Below are 21,006 nucleotides of genomic sequence, written 5' to 3' on the forward strand. Positions count from 1 at the left end.
CAATGACGTCGACGCCGGATCTTAACTCCCGGCGTCGCGTCATGGTCCTGCTTTCGGGTGGTTCAGGGGACGCGAACGGCGGCGATTTGGGTCGCCTGCCCGATCAACCTGTTCTTTTCGTCCCAAAGCTCCGCGACTTCGTCCATCCGGTCGCCGCCGATCTCACCCGCGCGCATCCGCACCCGCACCGGGCCGGGTGCCGGGAGCCCGCGCAGGTACGCGGTGAACTGGACGGTCGGCGCCCAGCCCGCGATGCCGAGGTCGTAGGAGATCGGCGGCACCGGGTCGAGCGCCACGAGCAGGCTCACCGGATCCCAGTCGGTGCCGTCGGCGAGCCGCAGCCAGGACGAGATGACGCCTTTCCGGGACGGCTGTCCCACCGCGAAGCCCGCCGAGGCCGGGTCGATCCGCTGCTCGACGACGTCCATCAGGCCGATGCGGAACCCGCCACCGCCGTCGGCGGGCACGGGCAGGCAATCCTGCTCCGGCGGGATCTCGACCGGGTCCACGCCGGACCACCACGCGTCGCCGTCGGTCAGGACGCCCTGGGTGATCAGGGCCTCGGTGCAGGGCGCGCCGTGCTGGCTCAGCCGCGCGCGCAGTTGGGTGAGGCCGCGGCCTTCGCGCAGCACCTCGACTTCGACGACCGCCGGACCGGGCTCGGGTGCCACCGAGAACGAGCCGCTGATCGCGGTCAGATGCGGATGCGAGGAGACCTCGGCGGCGGCCTTGGCGAGTACGGCGAGCAGGTAGCCGCCGTGCAGCTTCGCCCCGATCGTCCACCGTGGATCGAGTTCGGTGTCGAACACCGGGTCTTCGCCCCGGCGGAGCAGGGCGGTCGCGGTCTGGAAGTGCGCCATACCCAAAGGTGACACCGTCAAGTTGACGGTGTCAAGTCAAAGCTGGCAGCATCACGGCATGGGCGCGAAGCGGACGAAGGCGCGGCCGGGCGAAGGGGAGAAGCTGCGGGGCGAGATCCTGTCCGCCGCCGTCGGCCGGCTCGGCGAGGCGGGGACCGACGAGGCGCTCACACTGCGCGCCGTCGCACGCCGGACCGGCGTTTCCACGCCGTCGGTCTACGCGCACTTCCCGAGCCGCGACGCCTTGCTCGAAGCGGTCTGCCTCCGGGTGTGGGACGAACTCGGGCACCGGATGCGCGATCACGCCGCCGAGGTGGCCGATCCCATGCGCGCGCTCAGCCGGTGCGCACGGGTGTACGCCCGGTTCGCCCTCGACCATCCGGTGCAGTACCGGGTGCTCCTGATGCGCCCCTCCGGCGGCTCGTCCCCCGGCGCGGTCGCGTGTTTCCGGTATCTCGCCGACGCGACCGCCGCCTGCGTGCGGGCCGGGATCCTCCGCGGCGAACCGGAAGTCCTCGCGATGGGTCTCTGGTCGGCGATGCACGGCTGCGTGAGCCTGCTGATCGCGCAGCCGGGATTCGACTGGCCGGAAGAGCCGGAAGCGCTGATCGACACCGTCATCCGGATGGCCGGACTCGGCACGGCGCTCGCCTGCCGCGTCCCGCGCGACGCCATTCCGCCGAGTGCCGTAATGGCGGATGACCTGGACGAACTGGCGGCGGGCTGGGCGACATCGCGGCATCGGACTGGATAGGCTCCTCGCATGTCCGGGACCCCGACGACCGACGATCGACTCCAGGTGCTCGAAGCCATCACCGATACGACCTTGGGTCACCTCGACCAGGAAAAGGTGATGGCCACCCTCCTCGCGCGGGTTCGCGAGGTCCTCGGCGTCGACACGGCCACGGTGCTCCGGCACGACCCGGACGCGCAGTTGCTGCACGCCGTCGCCGCTTCGGGCATCGAGGAGGAGGTCTATCAGGACGTCCGGGTCGCCGTCGGGGCGGGCTTCGCCGGCCGGGTGGCCGCGGAACGGCGTCCGGTGATCCTCGACCACGTCGACGAGACCACCGTGGTCAACGCGCTCCTGTGGGAACGCGGGCTGCGCGCCCTGCTCGGGGTGCCGATGCTGGCCGAGGACGAGCTGATCGGCGTGCTGCACGTCGGTTCCGTGACGCCGCGCGAATTCGACGAGACCGATATCGAACTACTGCGGCTGGTGGCCGGGCGGCTCGCGCTCGCGTTGCGGATCGAGAACTCCACCGCCGACCGGGCGGCCGCGGCGGCGCTCCAGCGGAGCCTGCTGCCGGCGCGGCTGCCCGCCGTCTCCGGGATGAAGTTCGCCGCGCGGTACGTGCCGGGTACCGAGCCCGGGGTCGGCGGCGACTGGTACGACCTGTTCGCGTTGCCGGGCGACCGCCTCGGCATCGTGATGGGCGACGTCGCCGGGCACGGTCTCAATGCCGCCGTGATCATGGGACGGCTGCGCAGCGCGCTTCGCGCCTACGCGCTCGAATCGGACGATCCGGCCGAGGTTCTGTCCAAATTGGACCGCAAGGTCCAGCATTTCGAGCCGGGCGCGCTGGCCACCGTCGTGTACGGGCTGGTGTCGGCTTCGCGGGACAAGTTCGCGGTCTCGCTGGCCGGGCACCTGCCGCCGGTACTCGCGACCCCCGGCGGGCCCTCGGCGTTCGTCGATGTCCCGGTCGATCCGCCGATCGGCGTCACCGGGCCGCCGCGACGCACCGCGGAGCTCGAGCTGCCGCCCGGCGGTGTGATCGCCTTCTACACCGACGGTCTCGTGGAGCGCAGGGATCACCTGATCGACGTCGGCCTGCGGCGGCTCGCCGACGTGGTCACCGCCGAACAGCCCGGCGTGGTGTGTGCGCGGGTGATGGCCGCGCTCGTCGGCACGACGCCCGCGCAGGACGACATCGCCCTCCTCGTCGCCCGGCGCGAACCGAACTGAGTCACCGGACCGGGTGATTGGCGCGGACGTTCACGGCCGCGAGCTCGACGGTCCTGGCGATCCGCCGTTCCCGCGTTTCCGGCTTCTTCGCGGTCAGGATCCACTCCAGGATCAGCCTTTTCGACGACGGCGGGAACTTCTCGAAATGGGCGCGGGCCGCCTCGTCGGCTTCGAGCCGGGCACTCAGGTCTTCGGGGACGCCGTCGCCGTCCGGCACGACCTGCCAGCGGCCCTTCTCCTTGGCCAGGTCGATCATCGCCTGTCCGCGTTCGGTCATCAGGCCCTCGGCGATCAGGCGGGCGGCCCGTTCACGGTTGACCCGGCTCCACGAACTCCGGGGATTGCGCGGGGTGAACCGCAGCCGCGAACTCGTGGCGTCGTGCTTACGGTGCAGCCCGTCGATCCAGCCGAAGCACAAGGCCTGCTCCATCGCCTCTTCGATCCGGACGCTGGGGACGCCGCTGCCCTTGTGCCGGATGACCAGCCAGACCTCCTTCTCGGTCCCTGCGTTCTCGGCCAGCCACGCGCGCCACTCGGCGGGGTCGGCGGCACTGAAGGTGGTCTCGTCCATGACCGGGTTCCTTTCGCCGTAACGTCTGTGACCATCATCGGAAGCAAAGTGCTCACCGACTGAGCACTTTTCGAAGGGAGGCGGTCTCGGATGGAGATCTGGGTGAACCCGGCGTGCTCCAAATGCCGTTCGGCGGTGTCGATGCTCGACGACGCGGGGGCCGAATACACGGTGCGGAAGTACCTCGAGGAGCCGCCGACGGCGAAGGAACTGAAGGCCGTCCTCAAGCGGCTCGGGCTCGAACCGTGGGACATCACCCGCACCGCCGAGCCGATCGCGAAGGAACTCGAACTGAAGACCTGGGGACGCACCCCCGCCGACCGCGACCGGTGGATCGACGCACTGGTCACCCATCCGAAGCTGATTCAGCGGCCGATCATCACCGCCGACGACGGCACGACCGTGGTGGGGCGGACCCCGGAAGCCGTTCGGGCGGTGCTGCCCGGCTGACCGCCTCGTGAGTGGCGATTCGGGTTAGGGCGGACCGGTATTTGCCTACCTACGCTGGACCAGGCCGAGAGGCTTGACGATGTAGGAATTGGGACGTTGAGTGTCCCGATTCCTACATCGTCACGACGTCATGCCGGCCCCGGATCTTGATCAACGGAGGATGGGGACACTCAACGTCCCCAATCCTCCACGCCCGGCCCCTGCCGTAACACCGGCACCAGTGGGTAGGCAAATACCGGTCCGCCAGACCCGAATCGCCACTCACGACCCACCTGACCCGCCACTCACGCCAGCTTGCGGAAGAAGTCCCGGATGTCGCCGAGCAGGAGGTCCGGCGCGTCCTGGGTCGCCCAGTGGCTGCCGCGGTCGAATTCCTGCCACGAAACGATGTTCGCGTGGTCCCGCTCGGCGAAGCGCCGCAGCGGCCGGAAGTCGTAGGCGAAACTCGCGAGGCCGGTCGGCGCGGTCGTCGGCTCGCTGGGGTGCTCGGCGTGCTTGTCCTCGTAGTAGAACCGCGCCGCCGAGGCCGCGGTGTTGGTGAGCCAGTACAGGGTGGCGTTGGTGAGCACGTGGTCGTCGCTCGTGCCCGCCAGCAGTTGCGCGCTCCAGGCCAGCTGCCCGGTCGGCGAGTCGGCCAGCGCGTGCGCGAGGTTCTGCGGGGCGCTTTCCTGAAGTTTCGCGTAGCCGGACATGTTGTCGTTGAAGTGCTGCAGGAACTGCAGGTACTCCAGTTCCTGTTCGGTCATGCCCTCGAACTCCGCCGGATCGCCGCTGGGGAACGAGAACAGCTGCGTGACGTGCACGCCGATCACGTGCTCGGTGGCGGCGCGGCCGACCTCGGGGGCGACGAACGAACCGGCGTCGTTGCCGTGCGTGCCGTAGCGCTCGTAGCCGAGACGGCGCATCAGCTCGGCCCAAGCCTGAGCCGTGCGGTACCGGTTCCAGCCCTTCTCCCGCGTCGGGCCGGAGAAGCCGAACCCGGGCAGCGACGGGATCACGACGTGGAACGCGTCGGCCGGATCGCCACCGTTCGAGCGCGGGTCGGTCAGCCGGTCGATCAGGTCGAGGTATTCGAAGACCGAGTTCGGCCAGCCGTGCGTGAGGATCAGCGGCGTCGCGTCCGGCTCCGGCGAGCGGACGTGCAAGAAGTGGATGTTCTGCCCGTCGATCTCGGTGGTGAACTGCGGGTACTCGTTGAGCTTCGCCTCCCACTTACGCCAGTCGTAGCCCTCGCGCCAGTACGCGACCAGACGCCGCACGTACTCCAGCGGCACGCCGTACTCCCAGCCCGGCGTGACCGGTCCGCGCTGAACCCCGTCGGTCACCTGGTCGGCGGGCAGTTCGTTCGCCCAGCGGACGCGGGCAAGGCGGTCGGCCAGGTCGTCCAGCTCGGCCTGCGGGACGTCGATGCGGAAGGGCTTGATCTCCGTGTTCTCGTTCATAAGACCAAGGTAGAGTGCCATTAGGAACATCCCGTTCCTAATGGAGGAGCAGCCTGAAGAAATGTTGGAAACCTCGGCAAGACTGCTGCGTCTGCTCTCCCTCCTGCAGACCCCCCGCGACTGGACCGGCACCGAACTGGCGGAACGCCTGGAGGTCAGCGCCAGGACGATCCGCAACGACGTCGAGCGACTGCGCGCGCTCGGCTATCCGGTGAACGCGACCCGTGGTTCGGTCGGCGGCTACCGGCTCGGCGCGGGTGCCGAGCTGCCGCCGTTGCTGCTGGACGACGAGGAGGCGGTCGCGGTCGCGATCGGCCTGCGCACCGCGGCGGGCGGCACCATCGCGGGCGTGGAGGAGACGTCGTTGCGCGCGCTCGCGAAACTCGAGCAGGTGCTGCCGTCGCGGTTGCGGCGCCGCGTGAACGCCTTGCAGGCGTACACGATCCCGGTGCCGAGGGACGAGCCCGGCCCGCGCGTCGCCGCCGAGACCCTCACCGTGCTGACGGCCTGCTGCCGGGATCGCGAGGTCCTGCGGTTCGGCTACCGCGCCCACGACGGTTCGGAAAGCGTCCGGAAGGTCGAGCCCTATCGTCTCGTGAACTGGGGCCGTCGCTGGTACCTGGTGGCGTGGGACCTCGACCGCGGCGACTGGCGCACTTTCCGCGTCGACAGGCTGACGCCGCGCGTCCCGACGGGTCCGCGGTTCACCGCGCGTGAGCTGCCCGAGGATGTCACGGACCGGGTGCGGCGCGGTGTCTCGTCCGCCGCGTGGCGATACCGGGCGGACGTCACCGTGCACGCGTCCGCCGAAGAGGTGACCGCGCGGATCAACCCGGCCGTCGGCACGGTCGAGGCCGTCGACGCGAACACGTGCGTGCTGCACACCGGCGCGGACAGCATCGAGACGATGGCCGTCCACTTAGGACTGCTCAATCTCCCGTTCCGGGTCACCGACCCCCCGCAATTGGTCACCTACTTGCGGGAATTGGCCGACCGGTACCGCGACGCGACCGCAAGTAGGTGACGAATTGCGGGGCTTCAGTGGGCGAAAGTGGTCAGGAAGCGGTCTCGGAACGCGTCCATTCGCCAGACCGGCGCGTTCCGGTCCGGGTTCAGGCCCGCTTGCCAGTTCCATCCGGTGATCTTGTCGAGCACGGCCTTGTCCCGCGTGACCACGGTGACGGGCACGTCGCGATCCGCGCCCGCGCCGGCGACGATCGGATTCGGCTGGTGGTCGCCGAGGAAGACGAGCACGAGGTCGTCGTCGCCGTACGTCTCCACATACGAGATGAGCGAGTTCAGCGAATAAACGATCGAGTCGCCGTACGCGTCGCGCACCTTGGCCGGGTCGGTGAACACCTCTTCGGGCGTTTTCCCTTGGGAGGGCATGGGATTGTAGATCGACCCGTCGCCGACGGCGGTCCAGTCGACCATCCGGGGGAGCGGCGTCCATGGCCAGTGACTGGTGACCAGATCGATCTCCGCCATCAGCGGCGGCCGGTCCGGCCTCGCGCGTTCGGCGCGCTGGAAAGCCGAAAGCGTGAACTGGTCCGGCATCGTGGCGTAGGAGAACGGCGGGCCGCGATAGCCGATTCCGCGGGAGTCGTAGTAGCGGTCGTAGCCGTAGACCTTGCCGTCCGGCCAGTCCTCGGTATGCGCCGGGACGACGCCGACGGTCTCCCAGCCCGCGCGTTTGAACGCGCCGCCGAGGGTGAACCGGTCGGTCTTCACGAAGTCGTCGTAGCGATGCTGACTGTCGACCCAGACGCCGGATTGGAACGTCGAGTGCGCCAGCCAGCTTCCCGCGCTCGTCGTCGGCGACGTCAGGAACGCGCTGCGCGAGCCGTATCCGGCGTTCTTCAGCCGCGCGGTCCCCGCGTCGAGAGCCGCGTCGACCTTGGGTGCGATATCGGAGTCCTGGACGGCCACCCGCCCGTAGCTCTCGACGAAGGTGAACAGGACGTCCTTACCGCGCAACGCGTTCAGCAGCCCGGAAGGCGGCGTGTCCCGGAAGGCGTCGACGGCGACTTCCTCGGCGAAGGCATCCCGGTCGCGGATACCGGCCCGCACCTGGCGGAGGTCTTCGTAGGCGAAGGCGACCGCGCTGCGCGACGCGAGCGGCTGCCCCGGAGCGAGTTGCGCGCCCGAGACCGCGCACACCATCCAAATCACGCTGAGCACGGCCGTCACCCTGGTCGACGTGGTGCGCCGCCCGGCCACCACCCGGCTCAGCCGCAGGACGGCGAGCGCCATCAGCACGATCACGACCACGGCCAGCAGCGTCAGCCCGGCGAACGACGCGATCGCGCCCGCCTGGCCGATCGACGTGCCGAGCAGATCGACGCCGTTGCCGAGCACACCCCAGTCGAACACCGGGTCGAACCGCCGGTTCAGCGCGAGCCCGAAGCCGATGTCGATGGCCTTGACCACCGTCAACACCCCGAGGACCGCGCCGGCGGACACCGCGACGATCCGCCTCGCGCCGTCGCGCAGCATGAGCACGACCGCCACCCCGAGCAGCGCCTCCACCGGCAGCCGCACGAACGCCGCCGGCGCCAGCCCATCGAGGTCCTTCGGCGCGAGCAGGGCCAACAGCACGAGCACCGTCGACGCGGTCGTCGCCGCGCTGGACGCGATTTCGCGGGCTGTCGTCCGGTCGCCGGGCAGGCCGACCAGGGCGGGACGCGGGAAAACCGACAAGGCGGGTTCCTTCCGGGGTGGACTGCCTTCATCGGGTTACACGGATGGCGGACCCCGGCGGTTCAGCCCGAGCGCCAGGTGCGCAGCGCCCACCACCAGCCGACGGTGTGCCGCACATGCGTGCCGCCGTCGTCTTCCGGCGGGTCGAGCGACGTTCCGGTGATCTCGCCGAGCCGGGAAAGCCGGTACCTGACGGTGTTCGCGTGGACGTGCAGCGCGGCGGCCGTCTGGTCGAGCCTTCGCCCGTGGTCGAGGTAGGCCAGCGCCGTGGAGACGAGTTGCTCGTGGAAGGGATCGCCTGGCGTCAGGGCGTTCAACAGGGTGCCTTCGAGCAGCGCGGCGAACGCGGGCTGGGCGGCGAGCGCGGTCTCCACGGCCAGGTCGGCCACCGCGTGCAGACCGCGGGAGCGCGCGGCCGTCGGCAGCGCCATCACGCACAGCGCGTGCATCGCGCGGACCTCGGCGAGCGGGACGGCGGGGGAGACCACCATGAGGACGTCGTCCCCGAGCGCCGACGCGGTGGGCAGCCGCGGCGCCAGCCCGGTCAGCCGTCCCTCGACCAGGCCGAAGACGCCACCCGTCGCGCCGAGCCGTCGCTCGACGACCATGGCCTGGTACGGATCTCCGACGTCGGAGAGCAGGCAGTGGAAGCGGCCGCCCGGGTTCAGCCCGGTGTTCGCGACCTCTTCGGCCGAAGGCGGCGTCGTGTCCCCGCTCAGCAGCCGCCGCAGCAGCCGGGCCCGGTTGTCGTGGACCGTCCGGGAGAGTTCGAGTTCGGCTTCGTGGTAACCGGCGATCACCTGGCGTTCGAGCGCGCGGGTGTTCCGGTCGAAGTCCACCAGCGCCGCCAGCATGACGTCGTCCGGAACGCCTGCCGCCTTGCCGCGTTCGACGGCGATCTCGACCGCGCGGCTGCGGCCCGCCTGCACCCCGCGAAGCAGTGCGGCGAGCGGCACACCCTGCGCGGCCCGGTCCGCACCGAGGACGGCGGCCGCGGCGTAGTCCTGCTCCCCGGCCCCACCCGGCCGGTCGAAGGAGGCGAGACCGGCGGCGAGCACGATCGCGACGTGCCGCCGGTTCTCGTCCACCGGCAACCGCGCCACTTCCGGCGATTCCGTGCGGGCGGCGCGGACCACTTCGTCGACGACGTCGGCGTCGGCCGCCATCGCGGTCAGCACGCCGTGGAGCGACCGGTGCGCCATCGCCACCGCCTTCCCGCGCGGGATTGTGCCCGGTGCACAACGAAGCCGGCGGTCCTTGGCGACCGGCCCCTACCGAGGGTGTCCGGCCGGTTGGTTTCCTGTGAGCTACCGAAAGGTAACAGGCCCTCGCCGAAAGGTGCGCCCGATGCGGAAACGCCGGTTGCTGAACACCGTCCTCGTGACCTGCCTCGCCGTCGCGGCGCTGGGCTCGGTGCCCGTCGCCGGCGCGAGCGCGGCCCTGCGGCAGGTCCTGTTCGTGGGCAACAACTGGGAGGGGACCGCGGACGTCATCCGGCCTTCCGGTGACTACGCCAAGATCGCGCGCGTCAACATGGTGCCGGACAAGGAGGAGCGGCTCACCGAGATCTACCTGAACCCGATCAAGCTCGCGTTCTTCCTCGGTATCCGCAACGGCGTCGGCGAGGGGCACGACCAGCTCGTCGACGACCTCTACACGACCCCGGACGGCCGCTCGGTCGTCGCTTCCCGCCCGAGCTTCGCCGACGTCGTGTCGATCGACCTCGCCACCGGCCGCGTCAACTGGCGGTTCCCGGTGTCCGGGTTCCGGTCCGACCACATGGCGGTGTCGCCGGACGGCCGCAGCATCGCGGTGTCGGCCTCGACGTCGAACACCGTCCACGTGCTGGACATCGAGACCGGCAAGCAGCTCGGCTCGTTCAAGACCGGCGACAAACCGCACGAGAACACCTACACCGACGGCGGGCGGTACCTCTGGAACAGCTCGATCGGCGAGGTGAACACCGCGCTCGACGCGCCGTGGCAGGACTTCACCAAGGGTGACCGGAAGCTCACCGTGGTCGACGCGAAGACCTTCCAGCAGGTCAAGGTGATCGACATGCGCCAGCGTCTGGACGCCTTCGGGCGCAGTGATCTGTCCGACGCCGTCCGGCCGGTGGCGTTCACCCCCGACGAGTCGAAGCTGTACTTCCAGGTCTCCTTCTTCAACGGCCTGCTCGAATACGACGTCGCCACCGACCGGATCACGCGGTCCAAGACGCTGCCGAAGAACCCGAACACCAGCGAGGACCGCACGACCTGGGTCAACGACTCGCGTCACCACGGGCTGTCGATGAGCCCGGCGGGAGACAAGCTGTGCGTCGCCGGGACGATGGACGACTACGCGACCATTGTGGACCGTGCGAGCCTGCGGGAGGCACAGCTCGTGACGGCCGCGAAGCCGTACTGGGCGACGGTGAGCGGTGACGGAAAGCATTGCGTCATCTCGGAAAGCGGATCGGACCAGGTGACCGCGATCGACTTCGCCACCGGCGCGAAGGTCAAGTCCGTCCCGGTCGGCGACCACCCGCAGCGCATCCGGATCGGGCACGTTCCGGAGGGCTGGACGGGGCCCGCGGGCCGGTAGTCTTCGCCGCTCAGCGCACGATCTTGGCTCCACTGTGGCACCGTTTCAGGAATGAGCCTGCGCCTGGGTCCGCTGCTGCGCCACGTCGACGAGACGTCGGCGACGGTGTGGGTCGAGACCGGCACCGCGAGTGAGGTCGAAGTCCTCGGCACGACCGCGAGGACGTTCGAGATCCGGGGTCACCACTACGCCCTGCTCGTGCTGACCGGGCTCGAACCGGGCACCAGCACCGAGTACGAGGTGCGTGTGGACGGCGAAAAGGCCTGGCCTCTGCCGGATTCCGGGTTCCCGCCCAGCCGCATCCGGACCCTGCCCGAGAACGAGTCCCGGGTCCGGCTCGTGTTCGGCTCCTGCCGCAAACCGCACGACGGTGACACCTTCGGCCCGGACGCACTGGTCGCGTACGCCCGCCGGATGGCCGACGGCGAGGAAACCGAGTGGCCGCAGGCGTTGCTGATGCTGGGCGATCAGGTCTACGCCGACGAAACCACCGACGAGACGCAGGAATGGCTCTCCCGGCGTCGTGACATCTCGAAGCCGCCCGGGACCGAGGTGACGGACTTCGAGGAGTACACGCACCTCTACCTCGAAGCCTGGGGCGAGCCGGCGATCCGCTGGCTGCTCTCCACCGTGCCCACGTCGATGATCTTCGACGACCACGACGTCCGCGACGACTGGAACACCTCGCATACATGGCGGCAGCAGATGCGCGCGCGGCCGTGGTGGCGGGAGCGCCTGCGCGGGGCGATCATGTCGTACTGGGTCTACCAGCATCTCGGGAACCTCGGCCCGGCCGAACTCGCCGAGGACCCGACGTTCCGGAAGGCCGTCACCTCCGGCGGTGACAATGCCGGCCTGCTCGTCGCGTTCGCCGACGAGGCCGACGACGACCGCGACGGCACCAAGGGCGCGCGATGGAGTTACCGCCGCGACTTCGGCAAGGTGCGGCTGCTGGTCATCGACAGCCGGGCGGGCCGGATCCTGGCGGGCGGCGCCCGGTGCATGGTGGACGACGACGAGTTCGACTGGATCGAAAACAACGCCGCCGACGCCTGCGACCACCTGCTCATCGGGTCGTCGCTGCCGTGGCTGTTGCCGCCGGTCGTGTCCCATCTCCAGTCGCTCAACGAACGGGCCTGCGCGCGAGGCGGCCTCCGGGGCAGGTTCGCGGAGAAGATCCGCCAGGCCGCGGACCTCGAACACTGGGCGTCGTTCCGCGCGTCGTTCGACAGACTCGCCGCCATGATCGCGCGTGAGGGGCGCCGGGAGGATCCGCCCGCCACCATCGCGGTGCTCTCCGGCGACGTCCATCACGCCTACATCGCCGAGGCGTGCTACCCCGAGCCGGTGACGTCGGCGGTGTACCAGCTGACCTGCTCGCCGGTGCACAACGCGATGCCGAGGCCGCTCCGGCTCGCGTTCGGGGCCACTTGGTCGGCCTCGCTGGCCACGCTCGCGCGCCGGTGGGCGGCGCGGGGCGGTGTCGGCCCCCTGCCGCTCGACTGGAGGAAGACGTCGGGACCGCATTTCGGCAACGTGGTCGCCACGGTCGAGACCGCCGGCCGGTCCGCCGTCACGACGATCGAACAGGCCACCGGTGACGGGCTGATCGAGGTGGCCAGGCAGAGGCTGGCTTGACCCGCCCACGCGCTCGGTAATATTGCCGCGTGACAACCTCTGCCGAAACACTCGAGTTCCAGTCGGAGGCACGTCAGCTGCTTCAGCTGATGATCCACTCGATCTACTCGAACAAGGACACGTTCCTGCGGGAACTGGTGTCCAACGCCTCCGACGCACTGGACAAACTCCGCCTCGAAGCGTTCCGCGACAAGGACCTCCAGGCGGAAACCGACGATCTCCACATCGAGATCGCGACCGACCTCGAAAACCGCACGCTGACCGTGCGGGACAACGGAATCGGGATGAGCCGGGACGACGTCGTGGCGCTGATCGGCACGATCGCGAAATCCGGCACCGCCGAATTCCTGAAGAAACTGAAGGAGACCAAGGATTCCGCGGCCTCGCAGGACCTGATCGGCCAATTCGGCATCGGGTTCTACGCCAGCTTCATGGTGGCCGACAAGGTCACGCTGCTGACGCGCCGCGCGGGATCGGACGAAGGCGTCCGATGGGAGTCCGAGGGCGAAGGCACGTACACCATCGAGACGGTCCCGGACCTGCCGCAGGGCACGTCGGTCGTCCTGCACCTCAAGCCCGAGGACGCCGAAGACCAGCTCTTCGACTACACCTCGGCCACGAAGATCAAGCAGATCGTCAAGAAGTACTCGGACTTCATCACCTGGCCGATCCGGATGACCGAGGGCGAAGAGGTCGTCACGGTCAACTCGATGAAGGCGCTGTGGGCCCGCTCGTCCAGCGACGTCACCGAAGACGAATACAACGAGTTCTACAAGCACGTCGCGCACGACTGGAACGACCCGCTGGAGACGATCCGGCTCCAGGCCGAGGGCACCTTCGAGTACCAGGCGCTGCTGTTCCTGCCGGGGCACGCGCCGCTCGACCTGTTCATGCGGGAACGCAAACGCGGCGTCCAGCTGTACGTGAAGCGCGTCTTCATCATGGACGACTGCGAAGCGCTGATGCCGGAGTACCTGCGCTTCGTGAAGGGCGTCGTCGACGCGCAGGACCTCTCGCTCAACGTCTCGCGCGAGATCCTGCAGCAGGACCGGCAGATCCAGCTGATCCGCCGTCGCCTGGTCAAGAAGGTGCTCTCGACGGTCAAGACCCTGATGGCCGACGAGAACCCCTACAAGTACGAGACGTTCTGGAAGGAGTTCGGCCGCGCCGTCAAGGAAGGCCTGCTGGACGACCACGAGAACCGCACCGCGATCCTCGACATCTGCTCCTTCGCGTCGACGAACGATCCGGAGAAGCCGACGTCGCTGCGTGACTACGTCGAGCGGATGAAGGACGGCCAGGAGCACATCTACTACCTGACCGGCGAGTCGCGGCAGAGCATCGAGAACTCCCCGCACCTGGAAGCCTTCCAGGCCAAGGGATACGAGGTGCTCGTGCTCACCGACCCGATCGACGAGATGTGGGTCGACGCGGTCCCGGGCTTCGAGGAGAAGCAGTTCCAGTCGGTCGCGAAGGGCGAGGTCGAACTCGACTCCGACACCACCGACGAGCAGAAGGAGGAGTTCTCCGGACTCCTGACCTGGCTCACGAAGACCCTCTCCGAGCAGGTCAAGGAGGTCCGGCTCTCGTCGCGGCTGACGACGTCGCCCGCCTGCATCGTCGGCGACACGAACGACGTCACCCCGACGCTGGAGAAGATGTACCGCGCGATGGGCCAGGAAATGCCGCAGATCAAGCGGATCCTGGAACTCAACCCGGGCCACCCGCTGGTCACCGGGCTGCGGTCCTCGTTCGCCGAGAAGGGCGAATCCGAAGGCCTCGCGGAGACCGCGGAGCTGCTGTACGGCATGGCTCTGCTGGCCGAAGGCGGCGAACTGGGCGACCCCGCCCGCTTCACGAAGCTGCTGGCCACCCACCTCCAGAAGACCCTGTAGTTCCGTGAAGGACTCCTTGAGGGACCCAGAGTCCCTCAAGGAGTCCTTCACGGACTTCTACGGCCGGGTCCGCCAGAGCACCAGCACGAAGTACGGCGTCCCGACCATCGCGATGACCAGGCCCGCCGGGATCTGGGCGGGTGCGATGACCGTCCGTCCGACGGTGTCCGCGACGCTCACCAGCAGCGCGCCGAGCGCCGCGGCCACCGGGAGCACCCGGCCGTGCCGTCCGCCGACGAGCGAACGCGCCAGATGCGGCGCGACCAGCCCGACGAACGCGACCACACCGATCGCGGACACGGCGGTGGCCGCCAGGATCCCGGAGGCGGCCAGCACGATCAGCCGCGATCGTTCGATGCGCATCCCGAGCACGCGCGGGGTGTCCTCGTCGAGGGCGTGCAGGTCCAGCTCGCGGTGCTTGATCCACAACAACGGCGTCAGCGCGAGGAGCGCCAGCGCCACGGGCGCGACCTGTTCCAGCGTGCGGCCGTAGGTCGACCCCGAAAGCCAGGTCAGCGCCTTGGCCGAGTTCCACGGGTCGGAGACCACGATCAGCAGCGTGATCAGCGCCATCCCGGCCGACCAGACCGCGATGCCGATGATCACCAGCCGGTCCGAATCGAGCCCCGACCGCCAAGCCAGCCCGTAGACCAGCACGAACACGACGGCCGCGCCGACACCGGCGGCTCCGGCGATCGACCAGGCGCCGACCGTGGGGACGATGGTGATCAGCGTGATCGCGCCGAGTCCGGCGCCCGCGGTGATGCCGAGCAGACCGGGTTCGGCGAGCGGGTTGCGACTGACCGACTGGATCCCGCAGCCCGAAACCGCCAGCGCGGCACCGGCGAGCAGCGCGGCCAGCACCCGCGGAAGTCGTTGGTCCAGCACGAAGGTCAGCGCGGTGCCGGTGTTGCCGGTGACCCAGTTCGCGAGGTCGCCGAGCAGCACCATGCGGTCGCCCAGCATCAGGCCCACCAGCGGGATGACGGCGAGCAGCACCACCAGGACGACGGAAATGGCCACGAGGCGCCGGGTCGATCCGGCGACCCCGACGCGTCCTGCCGGAGCCGGACGACGTGAGCCGCTGCCCCGCCCGCGCCGCGCCAGCCACACCATCACGACGGCGCCGACGATCGTGGTCACCACACCGGTCGGCACCCGCACGGCGGCGGCCGAACCCATGATCGCCCGCAGGACGACGTCGGCGCCGAGCACCGTCACCACGCCGACCAGCCCGGACACCGGCAGCAGCGCGCGGTGCTTGGCGATCGGCAACAGCAGCCGCGTGATCACCGGCGCGCTCAGCCCGACGAACCCGACCGGTCCGGCGACGGTCACCGCCGCCGCGGTCAGCGCGACGGTCAGCACGACCGCGCCCACCCTGGTCCGGCGGACCCGCAGGCCGAGCACGGTCGCGTTGTCGTCGCCGAGGGCGAGGACGTCGAGTTTGCGGCCCATCGCGATGAGCGCCACCACGGCGATCACCACGATCGGCGTCATCTGGGCGGTCGCCCGCAGATCGGAAACGGTGAGCGAACCGCTGCCCCAGGCGAACAGCCCGGACGTCTCCTGCTCGAACATGAGCAGCATCAGGATGGTCACCGACTGGAGCGCCAGCAGCACCGCCGAGCCGACGAGCACCAGCCGCGGACTCGCCGAACCGCCGCCCGCCAGGCCCAGCACGATGACGGCCGCGGCGAGCCCGCCCGCGAACGCCGCCCCGCCGACCGGGATGAGTGGCAGCGAAAGCCCGAACGCGGAAATGGCCACCACGGCGAAATGCGCTCCCGCGTTGACCGCGAGCGTGTCGGGCGAGGCGAGCGGATTCCGTGCCACGGACTGCATTCCCGCGCCCGCGACACCGAGCGCGACCCCGAGCAGCAACGCGGCGAGCAGCCGGGGGACGCGCGAACCCTCCAGTACCGCGAGGGTCTGCGCGTCGCCATGGCCGAAGATCGCCTTCACCACGTCCAGCGGCCCGGACGCCGAGGTGCCCTGGGTCAGGTGGATGCCGGCGAGGACGACGATGAGCGCCACCAGTCCCGCCGACACCGCGATGGTGCGGGCACGCATCAGGCCGTGACTGCCTTCACGATCTGGTCGGCGGTCATGATGATCGACTTCGGCCCGCCGAAGGTCCAAGTCCCGGCCTCCAGCTTGTGGATCTTCTTCGACACCACGAACGGCAGTCGCTGGTAGACGGCGTTCTGCGCGAGCCCGGTGGTGAAGACGTCCTCTTCGGCCGCGCTGTAGAACAGCACGGTCTTCGGGTCGGTGAGCGCGGTCAGCCCTTCGACGTCGGTCTGGCCGAGACCCCACTGCGGGTCGACCTTGCCGGTCCAGGCGTTCTTCAGGCCGACGGCCTCGGCGGTGTCGGAGACCAGCGAGCCCTTGCCGAACGGGCGGATGCTGACGGTGCTGCCTTCGAGGTAGCCGTCGGCCATGAGGAACGGGGTGCCCGCGGAGCCCTTGGCCTCGACGGCCTTCTTGCCCTCGGCGAGCTTGGCGTCCATTTCGGACAGTTGCTTGTCCGCTTCGGACTCCTTGCCGACCGTCTTCGCGATCAGCTTGAAGTCCTCGCGCAGGCGGTCGAAGTTGCGGCTCGCGTCGCTGGCCTTGGTGACCACGACCGGCACGTACTTCTCGATCTGCGGCACCAGCGTCGAGTCGCGCTCCTCGGCCATGATGACGACGTCGGGGTTCAGCCCGACGATCGCGTCGACGCTGGGCTCGTTGCGCTTGCCGACGTCCTTGACCTCGGCGGTCAGCGGGGCGGCCTTGTCCCACACGTTGTAGCCCGCGACGTCCGCGGCGCCGACCGGCATGACCCCGAGCGACGCGACCATCTCGGCCTCGCCCCACTCGAGCGCGACGACCCGCTTGGCCGGGGCCTTGAGGTTGACGGCCTTTCCGCGCGCGTCGGTCACCGTGACCGGTCCGCTCGCGGCGGCGGTGTCGCTCGGCGCGGCCGCGGTGTTCTCGGTGGTGCCGCAGGCGGACAGCAGCAGGGCCGTCGCCGTGACGAGGACGGCAGGGGTTCGCAAACGCATGGTTCTTCCTGGATTTTCTCAGGCGGGCCTGGGCGAATGCCGCCCGAGTGGCCTGCAGTGGATCGCGCCCGTCACCGGGTCGTTCGCGACGTGGACGGTGACGCCGTAGGCCCGGGAAAGGTGCTCGGAGGTGAGCACCTGCCCGATGTCACCCGTGGCCACGATGGTTCCCTCGCTCAGCAGCACGACCTCGTCGGCGATGACCGCCGCGTGGTCGAGATCGTGCAGCACCACGCCGACCGCGACGCCTTCGTTGGCGAGATCGCGGACGACGTCGAGGATCTCGACCTGATAGCGCAGGTCGAGATGGTTGGTGGGCTCGTCGAGCAGCAGCACGGAGGTCTGCTGGGCGAGACAGGACGCGAGCCAGACCCGCTGCAGTTCGCCGCCGGACAGTTCGTCGACGCCGCGTTCGGCCATCGGCGTCACACCGGTCAGCTCCATCGCGCGGCGGATCGCGGCGGCGCCGTCGACGTCGACCCCGCGCCAGCCCGACCGGTACGGATACCGGCCGTAGGAGACGACGTCGCGCACCGAGACCCCGCTCGGCGTGGGCCGGTGCTGGGTCAGCAACGTGACCTTGCGGGCGAACTCCTTGCCGGACAACGCGTGCCCGCCCCAGACGGTGCGTTCCCCGAGCCGGACGCTGCCCTCGCGCGGCTTGTGCAACCGCGCCAGCGAACGCAGGAGCGTCGACTTGCCGGACCCGTTCGGCCCGACCAGCGCGGTCACGGTGCCGGCCCGCAGCGACAGCGACACGCCGTCCACCACGGCCCGCTCTTGGTGCGCGAGCACCAGGTCATGGCCGGTGAGCAGCGCGTCTTCCGTAGACATGAAGGGCAGCCTAACCTAAGGCGAGGTCGGTACCCATGTCACGAGCGACACAGAGCGCGGGGTGATTGTCCGGTTACCGGAGCTGAAGGACGCTTTCGTCGCATGGCATGAGGCGAAAGGCCTCTTCAGCTCTTCGCGCAGGAATTCGCATCTGTGGCTGGCGGGTCGCAGGGATCTTCACGGCACTGCGTAGATCTACGCGGCGGATCTTGAGTAGCCCTCCTTGACCTGGGCAGATGTGGTTCACAGTGACCGACTGTTGCCGTATGGTCACCATGACAGCACAAGTCGCCTTGGGGAGGGTGTGACAGATGGCTGGATATGAGGCCGTACTCGAGGAGATCGATCAGGCGAGCAAGGCCGCCGGACGGTTGGTCGACGATGCCCGCGGGCTTGACACCGCCGGTGTCATTCCGGCGGGTGATGCCGGGCTTCCCGGTACGCGATCGGTGGGCAAGTTAGCCGCCTTGAAGTCGGCGTGGGCGGGGAAAGGCCAGCGTTGGGCCGGGGCATGGGAGGCGTATTCCCGCGACCTGTGTGCGGCCGCGGCGAACTACCGCCGCAACGAGGCAGCCGCCCAGCATGACCTGCGAGTGACGGTATCCCACGGCGGGCCGAAGGCCGGCTGATGGTGTCCTGGGGAGATCTTCGACGCTGGAATCCGGCCGTGCTGTCGGATATGTCGGCGGCGCTCAACGGCAAGTATCTGCACTTGCTCGCCTGTTCCGAGGATTTCGCGGGTGCCGCGATGCCGAGCGGCTGGTCAGGTGACGCGGCCACCGCGGCGGCTGACGCTTCGCGGCGCCTCATCGAAGAAGGTAAAGAGTGGGCGGCCGAGATTGCCGCGATTCGTCGAGCCAGTGGCGATGTGTCGGATGCCGCGACCGGCGTGCTGGCCGGTTTCGAGGAAGCCGAGGAGCTGGCACGAGCGCACAATTTCTCGATCGGAGCCGATGGCGCGATCGCCGACCACGGCCTGCCGCCTGATACCCCGAAAGACCAGCGCGAAGACGTCGAGCGGGAGCGCAAGATCGTTGCCTCGGAGCTCGGTGAACGCGTGAAGCAGACGTTGCTTTCCGCCGAGGACGTCGACAACGACTTCTGCGCGGTGCTCGACCCGGCGATCAACGGGCACACGATCGATGCCAGTGGCGAGGGAACCAGCCTGGCCGCAGCCGGGAATGCCGGCGAAGCCCTTGGTTCCCTTTCCATCCCCGCCCCGCCACCGGTCGATGCCGGCCCTGCGGCCAACGCCGCCTGGTGGGACTCACTGTCGAAACAGCAGCAGGAACGCCTCGTCAAGGACCTTCCGGGGTTGGTCGGCAACCGGGACGGCGTGGCGGCATGGGCCAGAAGCAAGGCGAACATCGAGCTTCTGGCGGACGAGAAGCAGCACCTGGTCGACGAGCGCACCGAGCTCATGCGCCACGCGCCCGCGGATCTGAGCCGGGATGTCCCGAGCGTGCACAAATACCAAGAACAGCTCGGCAAACTCGATGAGCGGCTGGCCGCCCTCGACAAGATCGACGGCCTCGTTATCGGCCCCGATGGCAAGCCGCTGCCGAACCGTCAGCTGATGTCGCTCGACATGACCGGCGACAAGGTGAAGGCCGCGGTGGCCAACGGCGATGTCGACAACGCCAAGCATGTCGCCGTGTTCACTCCAGGGATGAACTCCGCAGTGGAGAAGAACCTCGACGGCTATGTCAACGACATGCAGACCGTCAGGGAGAGCGCCAGCCGGATGGTCGGTGACCTCTCTGGTAAGTCGGTGGCGACGGTGACCTGGCTCGGCTACGAGCCGCCCAGGACTGACAAGCTCGGCGACTACGTCGACGTCATCGGCGGTGGGTCGGCACAGGACGGTGCCGAGAAGCTCGCCCGTTTCGACCAAGGGATCAACATGTCCCGGCCGGATGACCCGCACCTCACGGCTCTCGGCCACTCGTATGGATCGCTGACCACCGGCATCGCGTTGCATCAGGACACGGGCGTCGACGACGCGGTTTTCTTCGGCTCACCTGGTGTCTCCGACCAGCCGTATGGCGACGGCATCGCCGGCCGCTCGATCGAGCAACTGCACATTCCGGAAGGCCACGCCTACACGCTCGAGGCCGATGGCGACCCGGTGGCGGACGTCGGCACCATCACTCACGGACGGTTCGGAGAAGATCCGGGCAGCATGGAGGGGATGAAGCAGCTCGCGACCCACGATGCGACATCACTGCTGGACGGTCGGCCGCTTGTCGCATCTTCAGGCCACAGCGAATACACGCTGACCACTCCGGATGGCACCGACAGCACCAGCAAGTACAACATGGCGGCCGTCGTCGCCGGCCGCCCTGACCTGACCATCTCCAAGTAAGCCCAGGTGAATGCATGAAGCGCGCTGTTCGAACCTCCAGCTGGATCGCGGGGATGGCGTTGGTCGTCCTGCTTGCCGGCACGGCGTGTGACAGCAGCCCCGACTATCTCGACAACGACCACGGCAAGGACGGCATGTCGACCCAGCAGCAGTTCGCCGAACTCCGCAAGCGACCGGAGGCCGAACAGATTCAGGCCACGTACGACCAGACTCTCTCCGAGTTGCGCACCAAGCTCACGGAAGCCACGGGATTTTCGGCGTGGCAGCAAGGCACCGTGGCCGAGATATCCCCCGGGTGCAACGCCTTCCGGGCGGTCGACGTCCACGACGTGTACACGGCGTACACGACGTGGGGGCTGCCGGAGGTGATCCCTGAGTCGTCATGGGCGAAAGCCACGCAGGCGCTGACCGAGGCCGCGGCCAAGCACGGCTTCACCAAAAAGGGTTTCGAGGTCAGCAAACCGGAATTCCGGGAGTTTCACTTGCTCGATGAGTTCGGCGCTGATTTGACACTGTCCACCTCGACCGGCACGACGACCGGCACCAGCACCATGCTGACGCTGAAGACGGGGTGTCATCTGACGACTGAGGCCCACAAGCGGGGTTCGCCGCAGTCCGGTGGAGCCTGATGTCGTGGCATGGGGCT

General features: G+C 68.9%; 18 protein-coding genes. 10 read left to right on the top strand and 8 right to left on the bottom strand.

Annotation, left to right across the window (positions count from 1 at the left end):
• Window positions 1–62: 62 nt before the first annotated feature.
• A complete protein-coding gene (locus DL990_RS39485; RefSeq protein ID WP_125801725.1) occupies window positions 63–860 on the bottom strand; it encodes a thioesterase family protein in 798 nt (265 codons plus the stop codon).
• Between the two features lie 58 nt (window positions 861–918).
• On the opposite strand from DL990_RS39485, the gene DL990_RS39490 reads away from it, so the two are divergent.
• Entirely contained in the window at window positions 919–1,614 is a 696-nt protein-coding gene (locus DL990_RS39490) for a TetR/AcrR family transcriptional regulator (RefSeq protein ID WP_125801726.1), read from the top strand.
• Window positions 1,615–1,623: 9 nt separating this feature from the next.
• On the top strand, window positions 1,624–2,829 hold the full coding sequence (locus tag DL990_RS39495) for a PP2C family protein-serine/threonine phosphatase (RefSeq protein WP_125788241.1): 1,206 nt from the start codon (window positions 1,624–1,626) through the stop codon (window positions 2,827–2,829).
• Window position 2,830: 1 nt separating this feature from the next.
• Here DL990_RS39495 and DL990_RS39500 read toward each other — a convergent pair whose 3' ends face one another.
• A complete protein-coding gene (locus tag DL990_RS39500) occupies window positions 2,831–3,400 on the bottom strand; it encodes a YdeI family protein (protein ID WP_125788240.1) in 570 nt (189 codons plus the stop codon).
• Window positions 3,401–3,490: 90 nt separating this feature from the next.
• On the opposite strand from DL990_RS39500, the gene DL990_RS39505 reads away from it, so the two are divergent.
• Entirely contained in the window at window positions 3,491–3,850 is a 360-nt protein-coding gene (locus DL990_RS39505; protein ID WP_125788239.1) for an arsenate reductase family protein, read from the top strand.
• 284 nt (window positions 3,851–4,134) lie between these two features.
• On the opposite strand, the gene DL990_RS39510 is transcribed toward DL990_RS39505, so the two are convergent.
• Window positions 4,135–5,292 (bottom strand): epoxide hydrolase family protein, encoded by a 1,158-nt coding sequence (locus tag DL990_RS39510; protein WP_125801727.1) that lies wholly within the window; start codon window positions 5,290–5,292, stop codon window positions 4,135–4,137.
• Between the two features lie 61 nt (window positions 5,293–5,353).
• On the opposite strand from DL990_RS39510, the gene DL990_RS39515 reads away from it, so the two are divergent.
• Window positions 5,354–6,316 carry a YafY family protein gene (locus tag DL990_RS39515; RefSeq protein ID WP_125788237.1) on the top strand — a complete coding sequence of 321 codons (963 nt, stop codon included), beginning with the start codon at window positions 5,354–5,356 and terminating at the stop codon, window positions 6,314–6,316.
• 14 nt (window positions 6,317–6,330) lie between these two features.
• Here the strand turns inward: DL990_RS39515 and DL990_RS39520 are convergent, their stop codons facing one another.
• Together DL990_RS39520 and DL990_RS39525 are read right to left on the bottom strand one after the other, a co-directional pair.
• A complete protein-coding gene (locus DL990_RS39520; RefSeq protein WP_125801728.1) occupies window positions 6,331–7,992 on the bottom strand; it encodes a sulfatase in 1,662 nt (553 codons plus the stop codon).
• A 62-nt stretch (window positions 7,993–8,054) separates the two neighbouring features.
• Window positions 8,055–9,194, bottom strand: coding sequence for a helix-turn-helix domain-containing protein (locus DL990_RS39525; protein WP_125801729.1), 1,140 nt, complete (start codon window positions 9,192–9,194; stop codon window positions 8,055–8,057).
• A gap of 145 nt (window positions 9,195–9,339) precedes the next feature.
• Between DL990_RS39525 and DL990_RS39530 the strand changes: the two genes are divergently transcribed.
• The 3 genes from DL990_RS39530 to htpG are packed head-to-tail and all read left to right on the top strand — an operon-like array spanning window position 9,340 to window position 14,111.
• Window positions 9,340–10,578 carry a YncE family protein gene (locus tag DL990_RS39530; RefSeq protein ID WP_125788234.1) on the top strand — a complete coding sequence of 413 codons (1,239 nt, stop codon included), beginning with the start codon at window positions 9,340–9,342 and terminating at the stop codon, window positions 10,576–10,578.
• A 51-nt stretch (window positions 10,579–10,629) separates the two neighbouring features.
• Window positions 10,630–12,216 carry an alkaline phosphatase D family protein gene (locus tag DL990_RS39535; protein WP_125801730.1) on the top strand — a complete coding sequence of 529 codons (1,587 nt, stop codon included), beginning with the start codon at window positions 10,630–10,632 and terminating at the stop codon, window positions 12,214–12,216.
• 29 nt (window positions 12,217–12,245) lie between these two features.
• Complete coding sequence (gene htpG / locus DL990_RS39540; protein WP_125788232.1) at window positions 12,246–14,111, top strand: molecular chaperone HtpG; 1,866 nt, start codon at window positions 12,246–12,248, stop codon at window positions 14,109–14,111.
• Between the two features lie 57 nt (window positions 14,112–14,168).
• Here htpG and DL990_RS39545 read toward each other — a convergent pair whose 3' ends face one another.
• The 3 genes from DL990_RS39545 to DL990_RS39555 are packed head-to-tail and all read right to left on the bottom strand — an operon-like array spanning window position 14,169 to window position 17,995.
• On the bottom strand, window positions 14,169–16,184 hold the full coding sequence (locus DL990_RS39545) for an iron ABC transporter permease (RefSeq protein WP_125788231.1): 2,016 nt from the start codon (window positions 16,182–16,184) through the stop codon (window positions 14,169–14,171).
• Window positions 16,184–17,161 (bottom strand): iron-siderophore ABC transporter substrate-binding protein, encoded by a 978-nt coding sequence (locus tag DL990_RS39550; protein ID WP_125801731.1) that lies wholly within the window; start codon window positions 17,159–17,161, stop codon window positions 16,184–16,186. The genes DL990_RS39545 and DL990_RS39550 overlap by 1 nt, the downstream gene beginning before the upstream one ends.
• 18 nt (window positions 17,162–17,179) lie before the next feature.
• On the bottom strand, window positions 17,180–17,995 hold the full coding sequence (locus tag DL990_RS39555; RefSeq protein ID WP_125801732.1) for an ABC transporter ATP-binding protein: 816 nt from the start codon (window positions 17,993–17,995) through the stop codon (window positions 17,180–17,182).
• A 311-nt stretch (window positions 17,996–18,306) separates the two neighbouring features.
• On the opposite strand from DL990_RS39555, the gene DL990_RS39560 reads away from it, so the two are divergent.
• Genes DL990_RS39560 through DL990_RS39570 form a run of 3 tightly spaced genes read left to right on the top strand, consistent with a single transcriptional unit; the run spans window position 18,307 to window position 20,989 of the window.
• Window positions 18,307–18,624, top strand: coding sequence for a hypothetical protein (locus DL990_RS39560; protein WP_125801733.1), 318 nt, complete (start codon window positions 18,307–18,309; stop codon window positions 18,622–18,624).
• Window positions 18,624–20,360 carry an alpha/beta hydrolase gene (locus DL990_RS39565; RefSeq protein WP_125801734.1) on the top strand — a complete coding sequence of 579 codons (1,737 nt, stop codon included), beginning with the start codon at window positions 18,624–18,626 and terminating at the stop codon, window positions 20,358–20,360. Before DL990_RS39560 ends, DL990_RS39565 begins: the two co-directional genes overlap by 1 nt.
• A 14-nt stretch (window positions 20,361–20,374) precedes the next feature.
• Window positions 20,375–20,989 (top strand): LppA family lipoprotein, encoded by a 615-nt coding sequence (locus DL990_RS39570; protein WP_125801735.1) that lies wholly within the window; start codon window positions 20,375–20,377, stop codon window positions 20,987–20,989.
• The last annotated feature ends 17 nt before the right edge of the window (window positions 20,990–21,006 follow it).

The organism is Amycolatopsis sp. WAC 01416 (assembly GCF_003947485.1).
GTDB lineage: Bacteria > Actinomycetota > Actinomycetes > Mycobacteriales > Pseudonocardiaceae > Amycolatopsis.

Bases quoted from the DNA above. Each gene is read 5' to 3' on its own strand.
- DL990_RS39565 (WP_125801734.1), top strand. From the start codon at position 18,624: ATGGTGTCCTGGGGAGATCTTCGACGCTGGAATCCGGCCGTGCTGTCG.
- DL990_RS39485 (WP_125801725.1), bottom strand. From the start codon at position 860: ATGGCGCACTTCCAGACCGCGACCGCCCTGCTCCGCCGGGGCGAAGAC.
- DL990_RS39500 (WP_125788240.1), bottom strand. From the start codon at position 3,400: ATGGACGAGACCACCTTCAGTGCCGCCGACCCCGCCGAGTGGCGCGCG.
- DL990_RS39560 (WP_125801733.1), top strand. From the start codon at position 18,307: ATGGCTGGATATGAGGCCGTACTCGAGGAGATCGATCAGGCGAGCAAG.
- DL990_RS39510 (WP_125801727.1), bottom strand. From the start codon at position 5,292: ATGAACGAGAACACGGAGATCAAGCCCTTCCGCATCGACGTCCCGCAG.
- DL990_RS39545 (WP_125788231.1), bottom strand. From the start codon at position 16,184: ATGCGTGCCCGCACCATCGCGGTGTCGGCGGGACTGGTGGCGCTCATC.
- DL990_RS39550 (WP_125801731.1), bottom strand. From the start codon at position 17,161: ATGCGTTTGCGAACCCCTGCCGTCCTCGTCACGGCGACGGCCCTGCTG.
- DL990_RS39530 (WP_125788234.1), top strand. From the start codon at position 9,340: ATGCGGAAACGCCGGTTGCTGAACACCGTCCTCGTGACCTGCCTCGCC.
- DL990_RS39505 (WP_125788239.1), top strand. From the start codon at position 3,491: ATGGAGATCTGGGTGAACCCGGCGTGCTCCAAATGCCGTTCGGCGGTG.
- DL990_RS39570 (WP_125801735.1), top strand. From the start codon at position 20,375: ATGAAGCGCGCTGTTCGAACCTCCAGCTGGATCGCGGGGATGGCGTTG.
- DL990_RS39525 (WP_125801729.1), bottom strand. From the start codon at position 9,194: ATGGCGCACCGGTCGCTCCACGGCGTGCTGACCGCGATGGCGGCCGAC.
- DL990_RS39535 (WP_125801730.1), top strand. From the start codon at position 10,630: ATGAGCCTGCGCCTGGGTCCGCTGCTGCGCCACGTCGACGAGACGTCG.
- DL990_RS39555 (WP_125801732.1), bottom strand. From the start codon at position 17,995: ATGTCTACGGAAGACGCGCTGCTCACCGGCCATGACCTGGTGCTCGCG.
- DL990_RS39515 (WP_125788237.1), top strand. From the start codon at position 5,354: ATGTTGGAAACCTCGGCAAGACTGCTGCGTCTGCTCTCCCTCCTGCAG.
- DL990_RS39490 (WP_125801726.1), top strand. From the start codon at position 919: ATGGGCGCGAAGCGGACGAAGGCGCGGCCGGGCGAAGGGGAGAAGCTG.
- DL990_RS39495 (WP_125788241.1), top strand. From the start codon at position 1,624: ATGTCCGGGACCCCGACGACCGACGATCGACTCCAGGTGCTCGAAGCC.